A 23,550-nucleotide genomic window follows, 5' to 3' on the forward strand; every position below is an offset into this window, starting at 1 on the left:
TCCGGACACCTGTTCCACGCTCATTCGGACAGGCAGTCGGAGCGCAGCGACGCAGGGGTGGCATTGTTAGTCCGGGTTGGCTGGCGTCGTCAATTTCTGCGTCCGTTTGCGCATTGATTCACCCTTCAGATTGATCCGATAAGCGTTGTGCACCAGGCGGTCGAGGATGGCATCGGCCAGGGTCGGATCGCCGATCAGTTCGTGCCAGTTGTCCACCGGCATCTGGCTGGTGACGATGGTCGAGCGCTGGCCGTAACGGTCGTCCAGTAGCTCCAGCATGTCGCGCCGTTGCTCGCCGGTGAACGGGGCCAGGCCCCAGTCGTCGAGGATCAGCAGGTCGGTCTTGGCGTAGCTGCTCATCAGCTTGGCGAAGCGGCCGTCGCCATGGGCCAGACCCAGTTCTTCCAGCAAACGTGGCAGGCGCAGGTAGCGCACGCTGTAGCCCTCCCGGCAGGCCTGGTGGGCCAGGGCGCAGGCCAGCCAGGTTTTACCGACACCGGTGGGGCCGCCGATGATCAGGTTGAGGCCGTCGCGCAGCCACTGACCACTGCTCAGTTGCAGGATCAGCGCCTTATCCAGTCCGCGCGGGCTGCGGTAGTCGATGTCTTCGAGGCAGGCGTTGTGCTTGAGCCGGGCCTGGCGCAGGCGGCTGCTCAGGCGCTTGTCATCGCGTTCGGTCAGCTCGCGGTCGACCAGCAGGCCGAGGCGTTCCTCGAAGCTCAGGCTGTCGATTTCCGGGGTTTTCAGTTGTTCATTCAGCGCCTTGAGCATGCCGTGCAGGCGCAGGGTTTGCAGCTTGTCCAGGGTCGGATGGGGCAGCATGGTGAGTTTCCTTGGGTTCAGTGGTAGTAGCCGGGGCCGCGCAGGTTGGCGTGGTCGTCCGGCAGCAGGGGCAGGTGCTGCTGGGCCAGCGGCAGGTTTTCCAGCCCCTGGCGCAGGATCGATTCGAGGCTCTTGTAACTGCACGCACCGAGGCTGATGGCGCGACGGCAGGCCAACTCCAAGCGCACTTCGCCATGGGTCTTGCCCAGGCGCAGGATGCCCAGGCAGGCCCGGTAACCCTGCTGCGGATGGATGCGCCGTTCGAGGATGTGCCGGATCACGCCGGCGGTGTTCGGGCCGGCCTGCTCGGCCCATCGGATCAGCCGCTGCGGCGTCCACTCGGCATGCTCGCGATGGCTCTTGGGCATGTGCTCGGCCTGCGTGCTGTGCCTGCCCTTGTGCATTGAGCGCAGGTGGCTGGCCACTCGCTGGTTGGCGTGGAAACACTCGACGGTGCGCGCCGTCAGGCGTACTTCCAGTTGCTTCTTCACCAGTTGATACGGCACCGAGTAGTAATGCCCATCGACCTCGACGTGGTAGTCGATGTGCACCCGCGCCTTCTTCCACTCGGCATAGACGTAGGGTTGCTCCGGTAATGGGCGCAGCGCCGGGCGATCCAGAGCCTCGAAGGCCGAGTGCCGGGAGCCCGGTAGCTTCTTGAACGGGCGTTGGTTGAGCCGCTCCAGCAACCCGGCGATAGCGCTGTTGAGTTCGTCCAAGGAGAAGAACTGCCGATTCCTCAGTGCGGCGAGGATCCAACGCTCGACCACCTGCACGCCGACTTCGGCCTTGGCCTTGTCGCGCGGCTTACGCGCCCGCGCCGGCACCACCGCCACGCCATAGTGCTCGGCCAGATCGCGGTAGCTGGGGTTGATGTCCGGCTCGTAACAATGGGCCTTGCTCACCGCGCTGCGCAGGTTGTCCGGCACCACGATCTCCGGCACGCCGCCGAGGAAGGCGAAGCAACGGGTATGCGAGCCTAGCCAGTCCGGCAGCTGCTGCGACCAGGTGGCTTCGGCGAAGGTGTAGCTGGACGCGCCAAGCACCGCGACGAACACCTGCGCCTGGCGGATCTCGCCGCTGTGGCGGTCGATAACCGGCACCGTCTGGCCGGCATAGTCGACGAACAGCTTCTCGCCGACGCGGTGCTCCTGACGCATCACCACGTCCAACTTGCCCTGCCAGGCTCGGTAATGCTCACAGAACCAGCTGTACTGAAAGCCCTGCGGCTGGCTCAGGCGGTACTCCTGCCAGAGCAGCGCCAGGGTCACCCCGGGGCGGCGCAGTTCGGCATGCACCCATGCCCAATCGGGTAAAGGCCGCTTCTCACTGGCAACCGCCGGGGCCGGCGGGAACAGTTGCTGCTCCAACTCGGCATCGGACAACGAACAGGGCCAACTGAGACCGCTGGCGGCAAAACGACAGAGGTAATCACCGGCACTGCTGTGGCCAGTACCCAGGCTGCGGGCGATCTTGCGCACGGACAGGCCGCAGTCGAACTTGAGGCGCAACACCTCTCGGATTTTACGCATGGATAAACGCTCCACGACGACCTCTCTGCTTCGAAAAAGAGGTCGATGGTAGTGAAGAAATCCTGCGTAGCTGCCTGCCTGAAAAGTGTCCGGATGGCCGTGAAATCGGTGTCCGGATGCTTGTGGAATGAGTGTCCGGATCAGCGTGGAATCACTGTCCGGATGCGCGTGGAATGGGTGTCCGAGTCAGCGTGGAATCCGCATGCTGTCTACGACCCAGGAAAAGGAACAGGCGTTTGGGTCATTGCGGGCACACCCACGAAAGTGACTTGGCGTCCGGTTGAAGTTCTGAGTCTCGCCGATGATTCCGCACGCGTGTCCGGTGATCTCAAGGTTGGCGAGCAGATTGTGGCGTTGGGAGCGCACTTGCTGCAGGACGGTGAGCAGGTTCGACTGGCCTCGCAGAGTGACGTCAGTGCGGCCGGGAGTCGTCCATGAGCGAGGGGCGTTTCAACTTCTCGGCGCTCGCTGTGCGCGAGCGCTCTATCACCCTATTCCTGATCTTCCTCATCGGCGCAGCCGGCATCCTGGCGTTCTTCGGGCTGGGTCGTGCGGAGGATCCGCCGTTCACAGTCAAGCAAATGACGGTCATTACTGCTTGGCCTGGTGCTACAGCGCAGGAAATGCAGGATCAGGTGGCTGAGCCGCTCGAAAAGCGCATGCAGGAACTGAAGTGGTATGACCGAACGGAAACCTATACCCGGCCGGGTATGGCTTTTACCGTAGTGTCGCTGGCCGATAGAACGCCGCCATCGGAAGTCCAGGAAGAGTTCTACCAGGCGCGCAAGAAGCTCGATGATGAATCGCGAAAATTGCCAGCGGGTGTAATCGGGCCGATGGTGAACGACGAATTTTCGGATGTCACTTTCGCGCTCTTTGCGCTCAAAGCCAAAGGTGAGCCGCAGCGGTTGCTGGTGCGAGATGCAGAGGCGTTGCGCCAGCGCCTATTGCATGTGCCGGGAGTGAAGAAGGTCAACATCATCGGTGAGCAGGCTGAACGGATCTTTGTGTCCTTCTCTCACGATCGCCTCGCAACGCTCGGGGTATCTCCGCAAGACATCTTCTCCGCCCTGAACAACCAGAACGTCCTTACGTCTGCTGGATCGATTGAGACGAAGGGGCCGCAGGTTTTCCTGCGTCTGGACGGTGCATTCGACAAGCTGGAGAAGATCCGAAATACGCCGATTGTGGTGCAGGGGCGTACGCTCAAGCTATCAGATATTGCAACGGTAGAACGCGGCTATGAAGACCCGGCGACTTTCCTGATTCGTAACAACGGTGAAGAGGCCCTTCTGCTCGACGTCGTGATGCGCGAAGGGTGGAATGGACTGGATCTAGGCAAGGCACTCGACGCCGAGACGGCCAAGATCAACGAGAACATGCCGTTGGGTATGGCTCTTGTGAAGGTTACCGATCAGTCTGTGAACATCGCATCGGCTGTCGATGAATTCATGGTCAAATTTTTCGTCGCGCTGCTTGTTGTGATGGTTGTTTGCTTCGTCAGTAGGTCGCAAGCGCACGCTTCTTGGGCACATCGATGAGTAGCTTGCCTTCAACTTTGTACTGCCTACCGTCGGGTGCGATCATCGGCCGGCTTTGCTGCAACGCAATGCCCGTTGCATCCAAGATCGGGTTTCCGTCACTACCCACGATTGAATGGGCTGCATCGAGTTGAACCTGGGCGCCTGGATAGAAATCGGCAATGGGGGTCACTACGTTGTTGCCCACCATCGGCCGAACGAATCCAGCGATGACGAGCAACAACGCAAGACAGGCCAATATGATCTTCAGCGTGCGAATTCCCGCTGTTTTCGTACGTACTGCATCAGTCGAGAAGCGAGCGTAGAAGTACAGCGTTGTCCAGAAGAGCGGGAATCCAGCGGCAAGTACATAAACGGTACGAGATGGCGTAAAAAATGCCATCGCCATGAATGCCATGCTCAATAGATTGAATACACCCAACCAAACGGGAAGGTGGTTCCATATCTCACGGAAAAGGTACCGCACCCCGGAATAGGAGTTGCTGACATTTTCCGATGGCGGCGGCTTTAGTCCATTCCATGTTATGAGGCTCATGATCTTCAGGCTCTTGATTGGAGAAGATGTTGCGGGGATCTGAGGATCACTGGCCTTGAGATTGCGCCATGAACGTCTTGAGTTGATCCAGCGTCACGTAACCTTTTCCATCTGTATCTATCTCAGCGAAATGCTGGGCCACGCGAGGCATGCCCTTAGTGGCCTCTTCCTTTGTCAACTTTCCGTCGTGGTTGGCGTCGGCCTGCTGGAACCTGCTTTCCAGTACGTTTGCCATGCGGCCACGCATGGCGCCGCCGCCCATCTGAGGTTGGGCGGCGGCCATGCCGGAGACAACCAGCAGTCCAATAGTGATCAGTGTGCGCATCGAAATTTCTCCATGTTCCAAGTGGTTGGGGCGTCTCCCGCAGACGCAGCGGCGGTTCCGTTGCATCGAGAGGACAGCCTCATTGTGCCATTGACTTACTGGACAGTCAATGAACGAATGCGCTAGACTGTAACATCACTCATAGACACACGGGACTCCTTCATGCCGACAGAAAAACCACAAGGAATTCGGGCCCAGAAGAAGGCAGAGCGTCCAGGCGAGATCCTGCGGGCGGCGTTCGCCGAATTCGTCGACAAGGGTTTCATCGCCGGACGAGTCGAGGACATCGCCAAGCGCATTGGTGTCACCAAGGGTACGGTGTACTTCTATTTCGAGACCAAAGAGCGGTTGTTCGAGGAGGTCATGGTAAGCGTTTCGGCAGCCATAGCGAGCGATATTGCATCCATTCCGCTCGATACGCGGGGAACCTATGTCGACCAGTTGAAGAATTTCATTCTTTCCGTCTATGGCATGTTGGCCAAGCACCCGGAAGGTCGCGAAATGGTTCGACTTCTCATTGCTGAGGCGCCCCGCTTCCCGGAGTTGACTGAAAAGCATCACGATCATTTCATTGGCCCGGGCGTGGCCGCTATCAAACGAATTGTCACCAATGGCATCGCTGCAGGTGAGTTCACTGATTCGGCGTTGGCTGACTTTCCGCAGTTAGTGATGAGCCCTATCCTGGTGTTGACCTTTGGGCAGTTGCGTTTTGCAGGGCGTAGGCCCATTGACCCAAGAAAGTTCATCGAAGCCCACCTTGAGTTGGTGATCAACGGATTACGGGTGAGGTGTTGATGTTCTACTGCAGCGCTGCGGCTGCGAGTCGATACATGAAAAACAATGCCAGCGAGGTCCCTAAAAATGTGAAACGAGTAGCCCAAAGCAAGGTCGTGCTCAGCGTGGCATCCATATTTTTATGGGTATACGGATTTAATGGTTGATGGGGCACCTTCACCCCATCAATCTGATACCACCCTCAGATGGTTGATAGATCGACTCCGTAGTTGAGTTCCTCTGCGAAGTCCGGCAGTCCGTAACCGATGGTTTTCTTGTAGAAAGGAGAGACCTTCGCAGTCGGTGCCTTCTTCTTGTGCTTCGTGGTGTAGAGCATTCGTGCCCGCATCACCTCGAAGGAGTAACCGCGCCCTTCACGGTTCTTGTCCTTGGCCAGTCGGTTGATGGACTCCGTGTAAGCGTTGGTGACGGGCATGTCCGTCTCGAAGTAGGTCATGGTCTCTTCGCGCCAGTTTCCCACTGCCCTGACCAGATCGCTCCAGACTTCCTTTTGGCCCTTCGGGATGGTGGCTATCCACTCGTCCAGGGCGGCTTCTGCCTGGAGCCGTGTGGTGGCGTCCCAGATGCCGTAGAAGCGCTCCTTGTGCTCGTAGGCGGCCAGCAGTTGCGGGAACGCGCCTGTCCAAGTCTCCATGATGAGGCGCTCCCGGTCTGAGACTTCGTGAGCGCGTTTCAGCAGGATTTTCCGGTCTCCCTTGAGAGTCCGGCTCTGGGACGGTTTCAGCTCCTTTCTGAGGCCCTTGCGCACTCTCTCTAGGGCATCGTTGGCCATGCGCACCACATGGAACTTATCGACCACGATACGGGCCTGGGACAGCACAGCCTTGACCGCTGCCCGGTAGGGGTTCCACATGTCCATGCTGACGATCTCGACCTTCTGCCGGTCTTTCAGCTTCATCAGGTAGTTGGTCACCACGTCCTGGCGGCGGGTGGCCAGCAGGTCGAGCAGGGTTCGCTCCTCAATGTTGGTCAGAATGCAGCGGTAGCGCTTGTTCAGGTATAGCTCGTCAATGCCCAGGATGCGGGGCGTCTCGAAGCGGTGCCAGCGCCCCAGGAACTCGGCGCGGGCGTTGAAGATGTCGCGCACCGTCTTCTCGTCCAGGCCGGCCTGTGCCGCCACAAAGGTGTAGGGGTGGTTGAAGGATTCCTTCTCCACGTACTCATGCAGCCGCAGTGTCATACGGAATCCGTCCACCATCTCCGGTAGCTGGGGCCTGAATGTTGTCTTGCAGGCCCGGCAGGTGTATCGGCGGCGGACCACCCAGAGAGTGACCCGCTTGCCGTGGATGGGCAGATCACGATAGGGAACGTCACGCTTGCCGAACCGTACGAACTCACCCTGCACGCCGCATTCCTCGCAGGCGATGGGATCGGGCACGTCCACCTGGAAGTGCATTTCGTCGTCGGTTGATTTGCAGCCCAGTACTTGGTATTGCGGCAGGTGAAGGATGTTGTCGGGAAGTTCGGTCATGGTGTTGTATAGGCGTAGGTGTCAGTCAGATCCATCCGACTCGGCATTGGTGTTTGCTTTTTTACCCAACAAGCTGCTGGAAACGAAAAGTAAGGCACCGAGGACAATTGCAATATCAGCCAGGTTGAAGGCCGGCCAATGCCAGTCTCGCCAATAGAAATCAAAGGAATCCACAACATAGCCGCGAAAGACCCGGTCAATCAGGTTGCCCATGGCGCCACCGAGGATAAGACTGTAAGCGATGGCTTCTCCTTTATGACGATTTTCAAGGATCAGCTTGATCAGAAAAATCGAGACCACTACCGCGATTCCGATAAAAAAGTAGCGCTGCCAGCCTCCACCATTCGCAAAAAGACTGAATGCGGCACCGGTGTTCCATAGGTGCACCCAGTTAAAGAACGGGGTCACCGAAACATACTCGCCATAGGCCATTGATTGCTGCACCAGCCACTTTACAGCCTGATCAGACGCTGCCAGCAGGCCCGATATGGACAATAGGGCATACGGCGAGAGCTTTTTGCCAATAATGAGCATTGTTTAACCCTTCAACGCCAAAATGCGTCTGGCACCGTTAAGTACAATGCCCCCCGCGATGGTGCCGATAATCAGATCCGGATAATTGGAACCGGTCCACGCGACCAGGGCGCCGGCGGTGATGACCCCCAGGTTGATCACCACGTCGTTGGCCGAGAATATCCAGCTTGCCTTCATGTGCGCCCCGCCTTCCCGATGTTTGGATATGAGCAGCAGACAACTGGTATTGGCAATCAATGCGACGAATGCGATAGCCATCATCACCAGCGATTCAGGCTCACTACCGAATACAAAGCGTCTCACCACCTCTACGAGCACGCCCACAGCCAAGATCAGTTGCAGTACACCAGCAAGATGCGCGGCACGTACCTGCATTTTCACGCTATGTCCAACCGCATAAAGGGCAAGCCCGTACACCGCCGCATCGGCAAAATTGTCCAGGGATTCTCCAATCAGGCCGGTGGACCGGGCGATCAGACCGGCAGTCATTTCCACCACGAACAGAAGTGCATTGATGCCGAGCAACCAGCGCAGGGTCCCGGATTCTTGCTTAGCAGAAGCTGCCGAAAACTCGGCGGCCTTGATGGTCTCCGGATTTGCAGCGACGGTTTCCTGAAGCGAGGCGCCTAGCCCCAAGGTCTTCAGTTTCGAGGTGACGGGCTCGACCTCGCCGTCATGCACGACCTTCAGCCGGCGGTTCGACAAGTCGAAGGACAGCGCCCGAATCTCCTCAAAGCCGTTCAGGGCTAGGCGAATCATTCGTTCTTCTGATGGACAGTCCATCTTCGGCACGGCATAAACACTGACCCATCTCCCTGGCGCCTCGGAGGAGGCCTGTATATCGGTATCCGCTGCGGACGTTGCATCACCGCCACAGGCGCCACCACAGGATTTGCTCATGATACGACTCCACTTGAACAATGTTGTGGTACCATTTAAAACTATAAAGCTACTATAAGGTCAATAGAGTAAAGAATCCGTTGGGGAGGAGGCTGATGCGCATTGGTCAGTTGGCGCAGTTGGTAGGGGTCGAAACACAGACGATCCGCTTCTATGAACAGCAGGGCTTGTTGCCGCCGCCTGATCGGCAGGACAACGGTTACCGTGTCTATACCGAGAAGCATGGTGAGGGGCTGGCCTTCATCCGTCGCTGCAGAATCCTGGGCCTGTCACTGGCTGAGATTCACGAACTACAGAGCTATCAGGACGACCCTCATCAGCCTTGTACCGCCGTCAACGCCTTGCTCGATGATCACATCTCTCATGTGCGGTCGCAGATAACCGCTCTGCAAGCGCTTGAGAAACAACTCGTTTCACTGAGAGCGAGTTGCAACGATGACCGGGAAGTTGAGGCGTGTGGGGTTCTTGCTGGAATTAGCGAAGGAAACATGCACCAGCAGTAGGTGAAGCATCAACCAGATAATCCGATGAGATGCCGGTCTGTCTCACTCTCATGCAAAGGTAAGATCAACCATTTAATCCGCTTACCCGATTTTTTCAGAGAACTTCATTGGCATGATGGTGAACATCGATGCCGGTGATAGCTGGCGAAAGCCCAGTTATAGAAGGCTTCCAGCTGTTTCATGAGCGTCGCTGGGGCCCGTTCATGGTGAGCGTCGGGCTCGACCAGACCGCTGGCATAGCGACGGCAGCGATAGTGATTTTGCCCATTCGCGGCCTGAGCTATGATGCGCGCCCTTCGTCCTTGCGCCGCTGTCATCATGTCTGGCAATGCCCTCTATACCGACCTGTCGGGTTACTACGATCTGATGTGCGCGGACATCGACTACGCCGCCCAGAGTCATTGCGTACACCGCTTGCAACAACTGTTCGGCAACGGCGGCAAGCGCCACCTCGATCTGGCCTGTGGCACCGGTCCGCATGTGCGCCATTTTCTCGATGCCGGCTACTCCAGCAGCGGCCTGGACATCAACCAGCCGATGCTCGATCGCGCCGCCCAGCGCTGCCCCGAGGCACGCTTTGCCCGGCAGGACATGTGCGATTTTCAGGTCGACGAGCCGCTGGACCTGATCACCTGCTTTCTCTATTCCATCCATTACAGCGCCAGCATCGAACGGCTCAAGGCCTGCATCGCCAGCGCGCACGGCGCCCTGGCGGTTGGCGGGGTGTTCTGCTTTAACGCGGTGGACAAGCAGCGCATCGATAACGCCTCGTTCGTTGCCCACAGCGTACGGCATGCCGAAGGGCAGTTCCGCTTCAGCTCCGGCTGGTACTACCGCGGTGAAGGCGAACAGCAGGCGCTAAGGCTGCGTATCGAACGTACCCTCACCGAACAGACCGAGGTCTGGCACGACGAACACCCGATGGTGGCGGTGAACTTCACCGAGCTGCAGAGCCTGCTGGCGCCGTACTTCGAGGTGCAGGTGCTGGAGCACGACTATCAGCGGCTGGCGCCGTGGGATGGCAGCTCCGGCAACGCGCTGTTTGCCTGCACCAAGCGCTGAGGCGAGGCAGCGTCATCCTCGGCCTGGCCATTGCCTCACGCCGGCTCTTCGACGCGCTCGGCTTGCAATGAACGCTGCAGCTCGGCCACCAGCGCATCGACCTTGCCCAAGGCTTGTTTGACTGACTCGGCAAGCAGTTCACCGCCGACTTCCTGACCTTCGATGGCAATCTGGTGCACGCGGGTGATGCCGATGAAGCCGAGCGCAGTGATCAGGTTCGGCTCCAGATGGTTCATATGCGCCATCTCTCCGCCCACATCGAAACCGACGCCGCCGCGGGCCGTGAGGATCACCGCATGGCGCGGCCGGTCGGCCAGCCTGGGTGCATAGGGATCGAGCGGGTTGCTTTCATCCACGTCCACTGTGCGGCCGGGGCGCACCACCTGGTCGATCCAGGCCTTGAGCGCGGCGGGCATGCCGAAGTTGTACAGCGGCGTGCCGATCACCAGCACGTCGGCGGCGATCAGTTCATCCACCAGGCGATCGCTTTCGGCCAGGGTGTCGTGCATCCAGGCTTCGCGTTTCGGCTCGGGCGTGAAGGATGAGGCGATCCAGTCATGGCTGATGATCGAGGGCGGATTCTGGCCGATGTCGCGGTAGGTGACGACGTCCTGCGGGCGGCGCGCCTGCCACTGGCTGATGAAGCGATGGCTGAGATTGCGGCTGTGCGAACCGTGCTGATCCTTGCCGGCGAGGCCGGGGCGGGCGCTGGCGTCGAGATGCAGAATATGGGTCATGATGAGTCTCCTGCTTGAATTTGAATTCATCTGTGATTGGCAGCAGACTCAGGCTAAGGTCGCGCCGTTCGGGCGACAAACGATCAATATTTTTCGTAATGAATGAGGAAAATTCAGGCATGAGCCGGCGCCGACTCCCTCCGCCTTGCGCGCCTTCGAGGCGGCGGCACGCCATGAAAGCGCCAAGCAGGCCGCGGAAGAGCTTTCCGTTACCGCCACAGCGATCAGTCACCAGATTCGCGCACTGGAAGAATCCCTCGGTGTCGCGCTGTTCGTGCGCAAGCCGCGGCAGCTGGAACTGACCATGGCCGGACGTGAACTGCAGCAGGTGCTGGAAAGCGCCTTCGACAGCATCGGCGCCGCGGTCGAACGCCTCAGCGCAACGCCCAGCCGACAGGCCAATACCCTCAGCACCACGCCGGCAGTGGCCGTGCGCTGGCTGCTTTCCTGGGTATGCATGCTTCGCGACTCCCACCCCAATATTGACCTGCGTATCCACGCCTCGCATGAGCCAGTGGCGCTCGATGGCGTCACGGCGGATATCGCCATTCGCTACGGCGACGGCCGCTGGCCTGGTCTGGTGGCGGAAAAACTCTTCGACAACACCTTCGTCCCGGCCTGCAGCCCGTTGCTGGGCCTGCACGACGCTGCAGACCTACCCAGGCATACGCTGATTCACTTTCGTAACCAGGCAGCGATCTCCTCGCCGATGGACTGGGCCGTCTGGCAGAAACAGGCTCAGGTGCCGGGGCTGGATGTCAGTGCCGGGTTGGTGTTCTCCGACGAAACCCACGCCGTCTCGGCGGCCGTCGGCGCCCAGGGCGTGGCGCTGATGAGCCGGCAACTGATCGAGGATGAGCTGAGAGAGGGACGACTGGTGCAGCCCTTCGGCCCGGAACTGGAAGGTAAGCCGTTCTTTCTGGTGTACCCGGAGAGCCGCATAAATGACCCGACCATTCTCGCGGTGCGGGAGTGGATCATGGCGGTGCCGGGTGGGTTGTGTTCGGTGTGACGACTATCTAAGAACCCGCAGCCATGGCACCCGCTAGGCATCCGTGCCAAGATTTGCTGGTACACAAGCGAGAGAGGTGAAGCCATGGATCTGCAGAAGATCGAGGATGAAGCCCTGCATCTTTCCAAGAAGGAGCGGGCATCGCTGATCCAGTCAATGCAGCGCGCGTGAAGGCAGGCGCTCGTCGACCAACTGCTGAGCCTGCAGGGCGAGCGTGTCGAGGTGCGCGTCACGCTGTTTTTCCGCCTGTTGCATGGCGCGCTGGCCGTGCTGCTTGAGCAGGTAGGCGTGAATCTGCCTGACCTCAGTGGAGGCAAACACCGGCGCCAGGTCGGCGACCGCCACCATGCCGCTGGAGCGATAGTCGCGGCTGCTCATCACCACCAGCGCACCCTGAGCGGCCAGCACCTGCAAACCCAGGGCCTCGAACAGCGGCACCTTGCCTGCCACGCAGGCCAGCTCCAGGTGCGGGCGTCGCTCCAGCACGCGTCTTAGAAGCGCCCGGCCGATGCCCTGAGCACGATACTCGCTGTGAACCGCTAGATAGGCGAGGGTGCAGGCGGCAGCATCGTCCGGGCTCGGCAGATACAGGGCAAACCCCAGCACACGGGCCGGGTCTTCATCGTCCAGCGCCAGTAGCAACTGCACCGGGCCTTCGGCCTCGCCGTTCATGGTCTGCAGGTGCAGATGCAGCTCATAGCCGATCACGTACTGGTACAGCTGATACAGCGGATTGCTCGGCAGCAGCGGTACCGCGCTGACATCGGCGAAGTAGTCCACCACCATCTGCTGCACCTGGCTTTTCAGGGACTCGGGCGGCGGGCTGCTGAGGTGGGAAAGGGTGAACATCGGTATATGGGGTCCGCTGGAGAATGCGTGGGCCGTGGATTGTAACCCGCGGGCTGCGCGCATGATCCGTCTCCGGCTTACAGTTCGGTGCTGCTGGGTGTTGTTGCCGCTATCCGGTCGGCCGCGACTCGCCACCTGTGCGGTCATCCACCCGCGTGCTGTTGCGGCCGCCGCGCTTGGACTGATAGAGCGCGGCGTCGCCTTGTTCGATCAGTGCTGCCAGGCTGGCCGGTGGTCGGTCGAACAGCGTGGCGCCGATACTCAGGGTGACGGCCTGCGGTGTGGCGAAAGCCTGCGATGCCATGTGATTGAAGCGTTGGCGCAGCGTATCGCCCAGGGCCACGACGCGCTCAGTCGACGCATCGCCCATCAGGATGACGAACTCGTCGCCGCCCAGGCGAGCGGTGAGCGCGCGCTCCGGCAGCAGCGCGCGCAGCATCTCGCCGAGGGCTATCAGCAGGCGGTCCCCCGCAAGGTGGCCGTGGAGATCGTTGGCCTGCTTGAAGTTGTCGATATCGATCAGCAGCAGCGCGCCAGGGCGAGCCGGCGAGGTTTCCTTCAGCAGGTTGTCGGCTCTCGCTTCCAGCGCGCGGCGGTTGTATAGAGCGGTCAGCGGATCGCGAGCGGCCAGGCGCTCGATGCGTTTCTCGCGGCGCCAACGTACGGTGCCGGTCATCGACAGGGCAATCAGCATCAGGGCCATGGCACCTTCCACCAGCGACACCTGGATGATCAAACCACGAAAGGCGCTCAGGTCTATCAGCGTGCCGGGAATCACGGCGGTCATTGCTTTGGCCGCATAGAACAGGCCATGCATCAGCAATACATAGCGCAACTGAACGGCGCCCACGCTCAATGACCTGCCATGAGGGCGCAGCAGGGCGCTGGCCTTGAGGGTGACCAGGGCGACCAGCATCGAGTTGGTGAACAGCATGACTCGGGACCACAGCGGTCCCTCCGGCAGGAGCAGCATCGCCAGCCAGGCGACGAAAATCAGGTACCAGGCTCGCGAGAAGCGCGCCTCGGTGAAGCGTGCAACGCCCAGCAGGAACAACCAGTGGGCCGTGACCAGCAGGCCATTGGCGAACCAGATACCGATCAGGATCAGGCCGCTGCCGCGCAGCAGGGCAAGGGTCGAGCCGATGGCGATGGTCGCGAAGCCCGCACTCCAGAACAGCAAGGGCGACTCTCTTACGTTGCGCCACTCCACCGCCAGGTACAGCGCAGCGGCCACGGCGAGGGCGACGGTGAGGGTCAGCATGGTGGGGGCGTCGAACGCCATGTTCTGCAGGGCCTGTATGGATCGATGACGAGCGCGCGGTGGGCATCACACCGGCGGTCTTTGGGGAGCAGAGTTTAAGGGGTAGTGATGATTTTCCAAGGGCTGACGGTCGAGCAACATCGGCGTTGGGCGCTTTACCTGTGGCTTGAGCAACTCCAGTGCTGCAACCGGGCTTGGCGCGTCTCGGGTAACATGGCGCGCCCTGAACGCCGACCCGGACGCGCCTTATGCCATCGCCGAAACGAAAACACTCAGGCATCGAGCGCGAGCTGATCCGCACCCTGACCCTTGCCTGTGAAACGGCAAAAAGCGAAATCGTCGGCTTCCAATGGCTGACCCATGACGTGGACTACGAGCGGTTTCCGCAGAGCTTGCGCGTGATCTGGATGTTCGACAGCGAGGCGAGCAGGGCGCGCGCACTCGCCAGTTCGGACAAGGCGCGAATGCTGGCGCTGACGTTAGGCGCTTTCGATGAAGTGGGCATCAGCGTTTCCAACATCGCTGAACACGTAGCGTTCTCGGTCGAGCGACCGGCAAGGGGCAAGCGTGGCCAAGGACATTGAGAACCCCTGCGTGTCGCTGTGCCAGCTCAACAGCGAGCTGTGCGTCAGTTGCGGGCGCACGCGTGAGGAAATCCGCAAATGGCGGGGCATGAAACGGCCGGAGAAGATGGCCTGCGTGCAGAAGGCCGCGGCGCGGATGAAGGCGATTGCCAAGAAGAAGGGTAAAGGTCAGTAGGGTGGATGACGCTTTTTTCATCCACCGTCAGCGGTTGTCCGGGCTACTTACTAAGCCGTGCGATCACATCCTCTGATGACATGACCTCAGCATATTCGGCGCCCAGTATGGCCAACGTCAGCTCGTGCACGGTCGAGGCATCCCAGCGGGTTCCACCTGGCCCTGTTACAGGTACGGCAGTTGTGGCATCTGACGGGAGGATGATGCTGTACCCGAGCGCTTTGCCTGCGCGGACGGTGGCATCCATGCTGTTGTGAATCACAACGCCCGTCAGCACGATGCGATTTGCATTCATTCCCTTCAGCGTGGCATCCAGTTGGGTGCCTATGAACGCGCAGTTTTCATGCTTGATGATGACGGCCTCGCCCTCTATCGGCGCGACTTCCTTTTTGATGCCATTCCAGGGGCCGTGAAGGTAATAGCTGGAGGTGGGCGTCTTTTCATCGTGCTTTACGTGAAGAACTGGCCAGCCGTTTGATCGCCAGAATTGCAGGAGACGTTGGATGACGGACAGGTAACCGGGGTGACTTTTGTCATTCCAGACGGGCTGGTCGATGGCGTCCTGAACGTCGAGGATGATCAAGGGGATTGGGCTGGGCGTGTTCGGCATTTGGTGTCGTCTCCTTACGATGTGGGTGCAGTGTGCTGCAGTGTTTTTCTATCAACAACCATGGCAGCTCGATAGCTTCAGCGTTGCCGGCAGGCGTAGGGTGGATGACGCTTTTTTCATCCACCATTGCGATGGTGAGCCAGCTCTCTTCCCTTCGGCGTGAACCCGCCGCTTCTACGTTGTTGCCGATACCGGTTCCGCTCTTACAGCGGCTCACTTTTGGCAGACGCCCCAAAAGTAAGCAAAAGGTCTCTGCCCCTGCCATCCGGCCCGACTTCGTCGGGTTCCCTCGCTCCATCATTGCTCCAGGGGCACGCCGCGAAGGGCCATCCCTGGCCCATCGCGGCTCTCGCGGCATCCATGCCGCTCAACCCCTTACACAACGATTCCACTCGGCCTCCTGACGGGGCGTTTGGCGTTGCCTGCGAGATTGGCGTACCAGAATCCAAAGAAGCCCAAGCATTGCGGCAAAGCCGCAATGCTTGGGCTCTGCTTTTTTCTTTTTGTTTTTTCTGCGCGGACAGGTCAGGCGACTCGGTCTCCGAATCCCGTCAGGAGGCCGAGTGGAGGTGCTGTGGAGAGGGGCGTTTGGCATGGATGCCAAACGAGGAGTGATGGGCCAGGGATGGCCCTTCGCGACGACCCTCGGAGCAGAGCCGGAGCGAGGGGAGTTTCGCGCAGCGAAACCCGGATGCCGGGCGCGCTTTCTCTTTGGTTACTTTCTCTTTCGCGCGAGCAAAGAGAAAGTGACTCGCCGTAAGGGCGAAACCAGTAGAAGAGCGCGACACAGAAAATAAATCTGTCCCCTTTTTCTGCGAGCACTCAAGCGAAGGCCAAAACCCTATCCACTACTAACCCGAGCGCGCCCAGCGCAACGCACGGAAATCCAGAAGAAGGGACATCCAAGGAGGGCTAAGTAAGTGCCATTCAAATCTGTCCCCTTTTTCTCTAGGGTGATCAACGCACTTCGTAGCCTTTTATTTTATTGTGCCCTTGGTTTCTTCTTTCAATCGATTTAGTCGCATGTCTTTTAGGAATTCTTTGGCGAAGTTTGTTAGCTGCCAATATTCATTTTTATCTGATACCGCATGCTTGCGGCTTGATGGCTCCACTAAATTTAATGCGGCTAAGTCTGCCAGCCAATCGGTGACATTGTTTGTGGGTAATGGCCAGGTTCCTCTTATTTCCCTTTTGGGATCATCTTTGAGATGGAATGCAAGAGAGTAATTTATGTCAGTTGATGATTTTTCCTGGATTAGTTCTGGTGCGATCAATGAGAAAATGCTAAGCAGTGTTGATTTTTTCTGGGCTTCCCAGTCTTTTGAGTCGTGATAATAGATATATACTTCCACTTCGGATGTTTTGAGGATTTCTTTTATCTCCCCGTTTGATTCCGTTTTTTGAATTGTCTCTTTTAGGGTTTTCAGCTCTTCACGTAACTCGTGATTTTCTATACTTAGACGCGCTAGCTCCTTAGAAGACTCTCTGTTTTCTGCAAGGTTGGCTCTTACCCAGCCGGTTGCGGGAAACATTTTTATAGTTTTTGCCATGCTTAGAGCGACTATGCCAGGTAGATCCTCTGCCGTTTTCCAAAAGCGCACGAGTCGACCTGTTGCAGCTTTTTCTCTAAAAGACTCTAAGAGTTTTCTAGAAATTTCGTTTTGTTCCGATTTTTCATAAGGTATTTCATTAGGTTTTTCGTGGAGAAGCGCAACAACTTTAATGCCTTTTTCTATTGCGTAATCATATTCTTTTTCTGTGTAACTAATGCCTTGTGCAGTTGTTGAGCCATACCGTCCTCCGATTACTAATAGATAATAGTCGCAGTCATCTATTATGCGTTTTATGAACTCGAATTGTTCCTCGTCAGTTGCTGGAAAAAGCTCCATTCCCGCCGGTATACAGTCGAGTTCCATAAGTGTTTGAAATATTTTGCTTCGTTCTTCTTTTAGGTCGGAATAAGTAGAGCTAATAAAAACTTGATATTTCTTATCCATTTATTCTTCCTAATAAAAGCCCCGCACTAGGCGGGGCTTTTTATTTGGCTTCAACCCCAACATCCCTGGCAGGTGTAGGGTCAATCTACTCTGATGTCAGCGAGCCATCAATCCCAGCTCAACGCCCCACCAGTCTGATACTCGATCACTCGCGTCTCGAAGAAGTTCTTCTCCTTCTTCAGGTCCATGATCTCGCTCATCCACGGGAAGGGGTTGGTAGTACCTGGGTACTCTTCCTTCAGGCCGATCTGGGTCAGGCGGCGGTTGGCGATGAATTTGAGGTAGTCCTCCATCATCGCCGCGTTCATGCCCAGTACGCCGCGCGGCATGGTGTCACGGGCGTATTCGATCTCCAGTTGGGTGCCCTGCAGAATCATCTGAGTCGCTTCGTCCTTCATCTGGGCATCCCACAGGTGCGGGTTCTCGATCTTGATCTGGTTGATCACGTCGATGCCGAAGTTCAGGTGCATGGACTCGTCACGCAGGATGTACTGGAACTGCTCGGCGGTGCCGGTCATCTTGTTGCGTCGGCCCATGGAGAGAATCTGGGTGAAGCCGCAGTAGAAGAAGATGCCTTCCAGTACGCAGTAGTAGGCGATCAGGTTGCGCAGGAACTGACGGTCGGTTTCCGGGGTGCCGGTTTCGAACTTGGGATCGGAGATCGAGCGGGTGTACTTCAGGCCCCAGGAGGCTTTCTTCGCGACGCTCGGGATCTCGTGGTACATGTTGAAGATCTCGCCTTCATCCATGCCCAGCGATTCGATGCAGTACTGGTAGGCGTGGGTGTGGATCGCTTCCTCGAAGGCCTGGCGCAGGATGTACTGGCGGCACTCGGGGTTGGTGATCAGGCGGTAAACGGCCAGTACCAGGTTGTTGGCAACCAGGCTGTCGGCGGTGGAGAAGAAGCCGAGGTTGCGCATGACGATGCGGCGCTCGTCTTCGCTGAGACCGTCTGTGGATTTCCACAGCGCGATGTCGGCGTTCATGTTCACTTCCTGCGGCATCCAGTGGTTGGCGCAACCATCCAGATACTTCTGCCAGGCCCAGTCGTACTTGAAGGGTACGAGCTGGTTGAGGTCGGCGCGGGCGTTGATCATCTGCTTGTCGCCGACCTGCACGCGTGCGGAGGCACCTTCGAGGTCGTCCAGGCCTTCCTGGATGTCGAGGTCGTTCAGGGCTTTCTTGGCGCGAGCCACGGCCTCGGAGTCGTTGGCGTCGACGGCGCGGGCCTGCTCGACCGAGCCGGCAGCTTCGCTGTCGAGCTTGTCGAAGTTGGTGCCGGCGCTCTGTGCGTTGGCATTGCTTGCGGCGGCTGCTTCTGCGCCGTCTTCCTTGTCGAATTCATCCCAGCTCAGCATGGCTTGGCTCCTGCGTGAGGGCCGGCGAATAAACCGGCCTGTATGGATATACAGATAATTTGAATTATGTTCCGTTGCGTGATGCGCGCAAGGGTAAACGGGTACCACTGGTCAGCAGGCGGTGGATTGCTGGCTGACCCTTGCCCCTCGACCCGGGGGAGGAGGGGCGGGAATTTTGTGGGGAGGGGCAGGGCTCAGGTAGGAGCGGATTTATCCGCGAGCTTCGCGGCTGAAGCCGCTCCTACGGAAGAGCCTTGCCCTCTCCCTAACCCTCGGTTCGGGCTTCCTGCTTCACCCTACCTCCTGCATCCCTGCAGTCGTCTCCCGCAAGCGGGAGAGGGGACTGACTGTTGCTTTGCTTTAGAACTACATCAGACTTTCGAGCGTGCAACTGAGCGAGTAGTCGCAAGGCACCTGCTGGAGTGGAGCCCCTGAGCGTACGCATGTACGTGATGGGGGCCGCTCTAGCAGGTAACGCCGCGAATGCCGCTCAGATCCACGCGTCAGCCTTACTGACAAGCTTCGCAGTCGGGTTCGTCGATGGCACAGGCTTTGGGCACTGGCGCCGGGGCCGGGGCGGCCTGCTGGGCAGGCGCCTGGGCCTTGGCCGAGAAGCCTTCGTCACCACCGGCGGAAACCGCGTTGAGCTTGCCGGTGTTGATGGTGGACTTCTCGGTGCTGGTGGCGGCCAGGGCACGGAGGTAGTAGGTGGTTTTCAGACCACGGTACCAGGCCATGCGGTAGGTCACGTCCAGCTTCTTGCCCGAAGCGCCGGCGATGTACAGGTTCAGCGACTGAGCCTGGTCGATCCACTTCTGGCGGCGGCTGGCAGCGTCGACGATCCACTTGGTTTCCACTTCGAACGCGGTGGCGTACAGGTCTTTCAGGTCCTGCGGGATGCGCTCGATCTGCTGCACGGAACCGTCGTAGTACTTCAGGTCGTTGACCATGACGCTGTCCCACAGGCCGCGGTTCTTCAGGTCGCGCACCAGGTAGGGGTTGATCACGGTGAATTCGCCGGAGAGGTTCGATTTCACGTACAGGTTCTGGTAGGTCGGCTCGATGGACTGCGACACGCCAATGATGTTGGAGATGGTCGCGGTCGGCGCGATGGCCATGATGTTCGAGTTGCGAATACCTTTCTTCACGCGCTCGCGGATCGGCGCCCAGTCCAGCGACTCGGACAGGTCGACGTCGATGTACTTCTGGCCACGGGCTTCGATCAGGATCTGCTGCGAGTCCAGCGGCAGGATGCCCTTGCTCCACAGCGAACCTTCGAAGGTGCTGTAGGCGCCGCGCTCTTCGGCCAGGTCACAGGAAGCCTGGATGGCGTAGTAGCTGATGGCTTCCATCGACTTGTCGGCGAACTCGACGGCGGCGTCGGAGCCGTAGGCGATGTGTTGCAGGTACAGGGCGTCCTGGAAGCCCATCAGGCCGAGGCCGACCGGACGGTGCTTGAAGTTGGAGTTACGTGCCTGGTCGACGCTGTAGTAGTTGATGTCAATGACGTTATCGAGCATGCGCACAGCGGTCTTCACGGTGCGGCCGAGTTTCTCGATGTCCAGCTTGCCGTCGACGATGTGGTTGACCAGGTTGACCGAACCCAGGTTGCAGACGGCGATCTCGTCCTTGTTGGTGTTCAGGGTGATCTCGGTGCACAGGTTGGAGCTGTGCACGACACCCACGTGCTGCTGCGGGCTGCGCAGGTTGCACGGGTCCTTGAAGGTCAGCCACGGGTGGCCGGTCTCGAACAGCATCGAGAGCATCTTGCGCCACAGGTCCTTGGCCTGGATGGTCTTGTACAGCTTGATCTTGCCGTACTCGATCAGGGCTTCGTAGTACTCGTAGCGCTCTTCGAAGGCCTTGCCGGTCAGGTCGTGCAGGTCCGGTACTTCGCTCGGGCTGAACAGGGTCCACTTGCCGTCTTCGAAGACGCGCTTCATGAACAGGTCCGGAATCCAGTTGGCGGTGTTCATGTCGTGGGTACGACGACGGTCGTCACCGGTGTTCTTGCGCAGCTCGAGGAATTCCTCGATGTCCATGTGCCAGGTTTCCAGGTAGGCGCAGACCGCGCCCTTGCGCTTGCCGCCCTGGTTGACTGCAACAGCGGTGTCGTTGACCACTTTGAGGAAGGGCACGACGCCCTGGGATTTGCCGTTGGTGCCCTTGATGTAGGAGCCCAGCGCGCGCACCGGAGTCCAGTCGTTGCCCAGGCCGCCGGCGAATTTCGACAGCATGGCGTTGTCGTGGATGGCGCCGTAGATGCCCGACAGGTCGTCCGGCACGGTGGTCAGGTAGCACGACGACAGCTGCGGACGCAGGGTGCCGGCGTTGAACAGGGTCGGGGTCGACGCCATGTAGTCGAACGAGGACAGCAGGTTGTAGAACTCGATGGCGCGGTCTTCGCGGTTCTTCGGCTCTTCGATGGCCAGGCCCATGGCCACGCGCATGAAGAACACCTGCGGCAGTTCGAAGCGGATGCCGTCCTTGTGGATGAAGTAGCGGTCGTACAGGGTCTGCAGGCCCAGGTAGGTGAACTGCTGGTCGCGCTCGTGGTTCAGCGCCTTGCCCAGTTTCTCCAGGTCGTACTCTTTGAGTTTCGGGTCGAGCAGCTCGAATTGTGAGCCGGCTTCGACGTAGGCCGGCAGGGCCTTGGCGTACAGCTCGGCCATCTCGTGGTGAGTGGCGCTGGCGGTGATGTTGAGGAAGCTCAGGGCCTCGGCGCGAATGTTGTCCATCAGCAGGCGGGCGGTGACGTAGCTGTAGTTCGGCTCACGCTCGACCAGAGTACGGGCGGTCATCACCAGGGCGGTGTTGACGTCCTTCTCGGCGACGCCGTCGTACAGGTTCTTCAGGGTTTCGCGCTCGATCAGCGAACCATCGACCTCGGCCAGGCCTTCGCAGGCTTCGCGGATGATGGTCTGCAGGCGGCCCATGTCCAGCGGCTGCAGTTCACCGCCAGCGGTGGTGATGCGGATGCTCGGGTGCGGCTGGGCGATGTCGCTGCCGGCATTGGCGCTCTTGCGCTTGTTGGCCTGGGCTTCGCGGTAGATCACGTAGTCGCGGGCGACTTTCTGCTCGCCGGCGCGCATCAGGGCCAGTTCGACCTGGTCCTGAATCTCTTCGATGTGGATGGTGCCGCCGGACGGCATGCGACGCTTGAAGGTCGCGGTGACCTGCTCGGTCAGGCGCGCGACGGTGTCGTGGATACGCGACGAGGCGGCGGCGGTGCCGCCTTCTACTGCGAGGAAGGCCTTGGTGATGGCGACGGTGATCTTGTCATCGGTGTAGGGGACGACAGTGCCGTTGCGCTTGATCACACGCAGTTGGCCGGGGGCGGTGGCAGCCAGATCCTGGGAGGATTCAGCGGCCTGCGGCGCCACGGCCTGCGGGTTCTCGCGAGTAGTGTCGGTATGCATGGAGATCTCCGTGTTCTGTAATTTTTGGTTGGACGTCACGATTAGAAACCGTGCCCTGTCCGCCGTTCATTCCATTAACAACTGAGCCGCACGCGGCAGCGGGGCCGGGTACGGGGTGTCGCAAGAGCGGGCAGGGTGGACACGACTTCAAGTGCCGTCCTGGCGCATAAGTCACAGCGGGGCATTACCACACCCCGCCTACTACATATAGTGGTCGACTGGCGGATAAGACCGCTGTCTGACCGGCTCACACGCAACGTCTGGCGTTGCTGCGCGGCTGTAACCCAGGCCAGGCCTGGGTTAGGGCGAAACGGTTAGCCGGGACATCTGGAAAACCCTGTGAAAAGGGCTTGCGCGATTCGTTCTTTTTGTGTCCCGTTTTCTGCGGTAACCCAACATCTGGTGGGTGCCGTGCAATGGGGATACAAGATAGTGCGCTGTTGGAGGCATTGCAAGGCGCTAGAAAAAGAACAGCCTGTGGATAAGCTGTGAGTGCCTTGTGGGTGTTAACAGCGTAGCCCGCGTGTTCTCTGGCTCTGGCTGCTAATGACCGTTCGTCGCTCCTGGCGGAAGGTTTTCAGCGACGTGGCGAAGCTGTTCGGTGGCGCACAGACTACCACTATATATAGTGCTTTTGGCATGTGCTGTGCTTAACCAGGCGCCAGGTCTGGGCGCTGGTTTGTCGCTCGCACCGAGACGCGCTCAGCCCCTAGAATGACGGCGGTGTTTGCGGCACTTGCCGCTATGCAAAGGGGAAAGGGTGTGGAACAAGAAGCGTGGCAGATTCTGATCGTCGAGGATGACCAGCGCCTGGCGCAGTTGACCCGCGAGTATCTGGAGGGCAACGGCCTGCGTGTGGCCATCGAAGCCGATGGCGCGCGTGCGGCGGCGCGGATTCTCGCCGAGCAACCGCATCTGGTGATCCTCGACCTGATGCTGCCGGGTGAAGATGGCCTGAGCATCTGCCGCAAGGTGCGCAGCGGCTACAAGGGGCCGATCCTGATGCTCACCGCGCGCACCGACGATATGGACCAGGTGCTGGGCCTGGAGATGGGCGCCGATGACTACGTGTGCAAGCCGGTGCGCCCGCGTGTGCTGCTGGCGCGCATTCGTGCGCTGCTGCGCCGCCGTGAGGGTAGCGAAAGCGAGCGTGATGAAGGTCAGCCGCGGCGTCTGCAGTTCGGCGCGCTGGCCATCGACAGCGCCATGCGCGAAGCCTGGCTGGGCGAGCAGGGCATCGAGCTGACCAGCGCCGAGTTCGATCTGCTCTGGCTGCTGGCGGCCAATGCCGGGCGCATCCTGTCGCGCGAGGAAATCTTCAATTCCCTGCGCGGTATCGAGTACGACGGCCAGGACCGTTCCATTGACGTGCGTATTTCGCGCATCCGCCCGAAGATCGGCGATGACCCGATGCACCCGCGGATGATCAAGACGGTGCGCAGCAAGGGTTATTTGTTCGTCGCCGAGGCCGCCGAGGCGCTGCCGTTCGGTGATGCGCCGCCGATCCTGCGCGATTGATCGGGCGGCC

At 59.4% G+C, this 23,550-nt stretch carries 21 protein-coding genes and 2 pseudogenes; 9 read left to right on the forward strand and 14 right to left on the reverse strand.

Annotated elements, in window-relative coordinates:
• Positions 1-66: 66 nt before the first annotated feature.
• A complete protein-coding gene (gene istB, locus BLS08_RS06255; protein ID WP_090336230.1) occupies positions 67-822 on the reverse strand; it encodes an IS21-like element ISPpu7 family helper ATPase IstB in 756 nt (251 codons plus the stop codon).
• A 17-nt stretch (positions 823-839) separates the two neighbouring features.
• Positions 840-2,354, reverse strand: coding sequence for an IS21 family transposase (istA, locus tag BLS08_RS06260; RefSeq protein WP_090336232.1), 1,515 nt, complete (start codon positions 2,352-2,354; stop codon positions 840-842).
• 204 nt (positions 2,355-2,558) lie between these two features.
• Here istA and BLS08_RS26480 point away from each other — a divergent pair.
• Positions 2,559-2,792: pseudogene (locus BLS08_RS26480) on the forward strand (efflux RND transporter periplasmic adaptor subunit); the annotation flags it as partial.
• Positions 2,789-3,859, forward strand: a pseudogene (locus BLS08_RS06270) (efflux RND transporter permease subunit); the annotation flags it as partial. The pseudogenes BLS08_RS26480 and BLS08_RS06270, both read left to right, overlap by 4 nt.
• On the opposite strand, the gene BLS08_RS06275 reads toward BLS08_RS06270, so the two are convergent.
• Positions 3,855-4,430 carry a hypothetical protein gene (locus tag BLS08_RS06275; protein ID WP_055646740.1) on the reverse strand — a complete coding sequence of 192 codons (576 nt, stop codon included), beginning with the start codon at positions 4,428-4,430 and terminating at the stop codon, positions 3,855-3,857. The pseudogene BLS08_RS06270 and the gene BLS08_RS06275 sit on opposite strands and share 5 nt — an antisense overlap.
• Positions 4,431-4,476: 46 nt before the next feature.
• Positions 4,477-4,755 carry an EF-hand domain-containing protein gene (locus BLS08_RS06280; protein ID WP_034081111.1) on the reverse strand — a complete coding sequence of 93 codons (279 nt, stop codon included), beginning with the start codon at positions 4,753-4,755 and terminating at the stop codon, positions 4,477-4,479.
• A 162-nt stretch (positions 4,756-4,917) separates the two neighbouring features.
• On the opposite strand from BLS08_RS06280, the gene BLS08_RS06285 reads away from it, so the two are divergent.
• On the forward strand, positions 4,918-5,550 hold the full coding sequence (locus BLS08_RS06285) for a TetR/AcrR family transcriptional regulator (protein ID WP_034021350.1): 633 nt from the start codon (positions 4,918-4,920) through the stop codon (positions 5,548-5,550).
• Between the two features lie 181 nt (positions 5,551-5,731).
• Here BLS08_RS06285 and BLS08_RS06295 read toward each other — a convergent pair whose 3' ends face one another.
• Genes BLS08_RS06295 through BLS08_RS06305 form a run of 3 tightly spaced genes read right to left on the reverse strand, consistent with a single transcriptional unit; the run spans position 5,732 to position 8,455 of the window.
• A complete protein-coding gene (locus BLS08_RS06295) occupies positions 5,732-7,021 on the reverse strand; it encodes an ISL3-like element ISPpu12 family transposase (RefSeq protein WP_090336233.1) in 1,290 nt (429 codons plus the stop codon).
• A gap of 21 nt (positions 7,022-7,042) precedes the next feature.
• Positions 7,043-7,555 carry a signal peptidase II gene (lspA, locus tag BLS08_RS06300; protein WP_003821921.1) on the reverse strand — a complete coding sequence of 171 codons (513 nt, stop codon included), beginning with the start codon at positions 7,553-7,555 and terminating at the stop codon, positions 7,043-7,045.
• Positions 7,556-7,558: 3 nt separating this feature from the next.
• Positions 7,559-8,455, reverse strand: coding sequence for a cation efflux transmembrane domain-containing protein (locus BLS08_RS06305; protein ID WP_004364974.1), 897 nt, complete (start codon positions 8,453-8,455; stop codon positions 7,559-7,561).
• 95 nt (positions 8,456-8,550) lie between these two features.
• Here BLS08_RS06305 and cadR point away from each other — a divergent pair, with 95 nt between their 5' ends.
• Positions 8,551-8,958: a Cd(II)/Pb(II)-responsive transcriptional regulator gene (gene cadR / locus BLS08_RS06310; RefSeq protein ID WP_004364961.1), complete on the forward strand. Its 408-nt coding sequence runs from the start codon at positions 8,551-8,553 to the stop codon at positions 8,956-8,958.
• Between the two features lie 318 nt (positions 8,959-9,276).
• Entirely contained in the window at positions 9,277-10,020 is a 744-nt protein-coding gene (locus BLS08_RS06315) for a class I SAM-dependent DNA methyltransferase (protein ID WP_039964908.1), read from the forward strand.
• Between the two features lie 35 nt (positions 10,021-10,055).
• Here the strand turns inward: BLS08_RS06315 and BLS08_RS06320 are convergent, their stop codons facing one another.
• Positions 10,056-10,757: an FMN-dependent NADH-azoreductase gene (locus tag BLS08_RS06320; RefSeq protein WP_003462220.1), complete on the reverse strand. Its 702-nt coding sequence runs from the start codon at positions 10,755-10,757 to the stop codon at positions 10,056-10,058.
• A gap of 145 nt (positions 10,758-10,902) precedes the next feature.
• Between BLS08_RS06320 and BLS08_RS06325 the strand changes: the two genes are divergently transcribed.
• Positions 10,903-11,769, forward strand: a complete 867-nt coding sequence (locus BLS08_RS06325; RefSeq protein ID WP_090336235.1) for a LysR substrate-binding domain-containing protein — start codon at positions 10,903-10,905, stop codon at positions 11,767-11,769.
• Positions 11,770-11,922: 153 nt separating this feature from the next.
• On the opposite strand, the gene BLS08_RS06330 is transcribed toward BLS08_RS06325, so the two are convergent.
• Together BLS08_RS06330 and BLS08_RS06335 are read right to left on the reverse strand one after the other, a co-directional pair.
• Positions 11,923-12,618 (reverse strand): GNAT family N-acetyltransferase, encoded by a 696-nt coding sequence (locus BLS08_RS06330; protein WP_003462217.1) that lies wholly within the window; start codon positions 12,616-12,618, stop codon positions 11,923-11,925.
• A gap of 109 nt (positions 12,619-12,727) precedes the next feature.
• A complete protein-coding gene (locus BLS08_RS06335) occupies positions 12,728-13,900 on the reverse strand; it encodes a GGDEF domain-containing protein (RefSeq protein ID WP_090336237.1) in 1,173 nt (390 codons plus the stop codon).
• Positions 13,901-14,127: 227 nt separating this feature from the next.
• Here BLS08_RS06335 and BLS08_RS06340 point away from each other — a divergent pair, with 227 nt between their 5' ends.
• Positions 14,128-14,463 (forward strand): hypothetical protein, encoded by a 336-nt coding sequence (locus BLS08_RS06340; protein WP_017674896.1) that lies wholly within the window; start codon positions 14,128-14,130, stop codon positions 14,461-14,463.
• On the forward strand, positions 14,447-14,638 hold the full coding sequence (locus BLS08_RS06345; RefSeq protein ID WP_026088376.1) for a DUF1289 domain-containing protein: 192 nt from the start codon (positions 14,447-14,449) through the stop codon (positions 14,636-14,638). Before BLS08_RS06340 ends, BLS08_RS06345 begins: the two co-directional genes overlap by 17 nt.
• 43 nt (positions 14,639-14,681) lie before the next feature.
• Here BLS08_RS06345 and BLS08_RS06350 read toward each other — a convergent pair whose 3' ends face one another.
• The 4 genes from BLS08_RS06350 to BLS08_RS06370 form a co-directional block, all read right to left on the reverse strand.
• Positions 14,682-15,248, reverse strand: a complete 567-nt coding sequence (locus tag BLS08_RS06350) for an isochorismatase family protein (protein ID WP_017674894.1) — start codon at positions 15,246-15,248, stop codon at positions 14,682-14,684.
• 977 nt (positions 15,249-16,225) lie between these two features.
• Positions 16,226-17,245, reverse strand: coding sequence for a DUF4062 domain-containing protein (locus tag BLS08_RS06360; protein WP_081593801.1), 1,020 nt, complete (start codon positions 17,243-17,245; stop codon positions 16,226-16,228).
• A gap of 107 nt (positions 17,246-17,352) precedes the next feature.
• Entirely contained in the window at positions 17,353-18,603 is a 1,251-nt protein-coding gene (locus BLS08_RS06365) for a ribonucleotide-diphosphate reductase subunit beta (RefSeq protein ID WP_017674892.1), read from the reverse strand.
• A 509-nt stretch (positions 18,604-19,112) separates the two neighbouring features.
• Positions 19,113-22,022, reverse strand: coding sequence for a ribonucleoside-diphosphate reductase subunit alpha (locus tag BLS08_RS06370; protein WP_090336239.1), 2,910 nt, complete (start codon positions 22,020-22,022; stop codon positions 19,113-19,115).
• 762 nt (positions 22,023-22,784) lie between these two features.
• Between BLS08_RS06370 and BLS08_RS06375 the strand changes: the two genes are divergently transcribed.
• Positions 22,785-23,540 carry a winged helix-turn-helix domain-containing protein gene (locus BLS08_RS06375; protein ID WP_017674890.1) on the forward strand — a complete coding sequence of 252 codons (756 nt, stop codon included), beginning with the start codon at positions 22,785-22,787 and terminating at the stop codon, positions 23,538-23,540.
• Positions 23,541-23,550: the final 10 nt, after the last annotated feature.

The organism is Ectopseudomonas chengduensis (assembly GCF_900102635.1).
Classification (GTDB): Bacteria; Pseudomonadota; Gammaproteobacteria; order Pseudomonadales; family Pseudomonadaceae; genus Aquipseudomonas; species Aquipseudomonas chengduensis.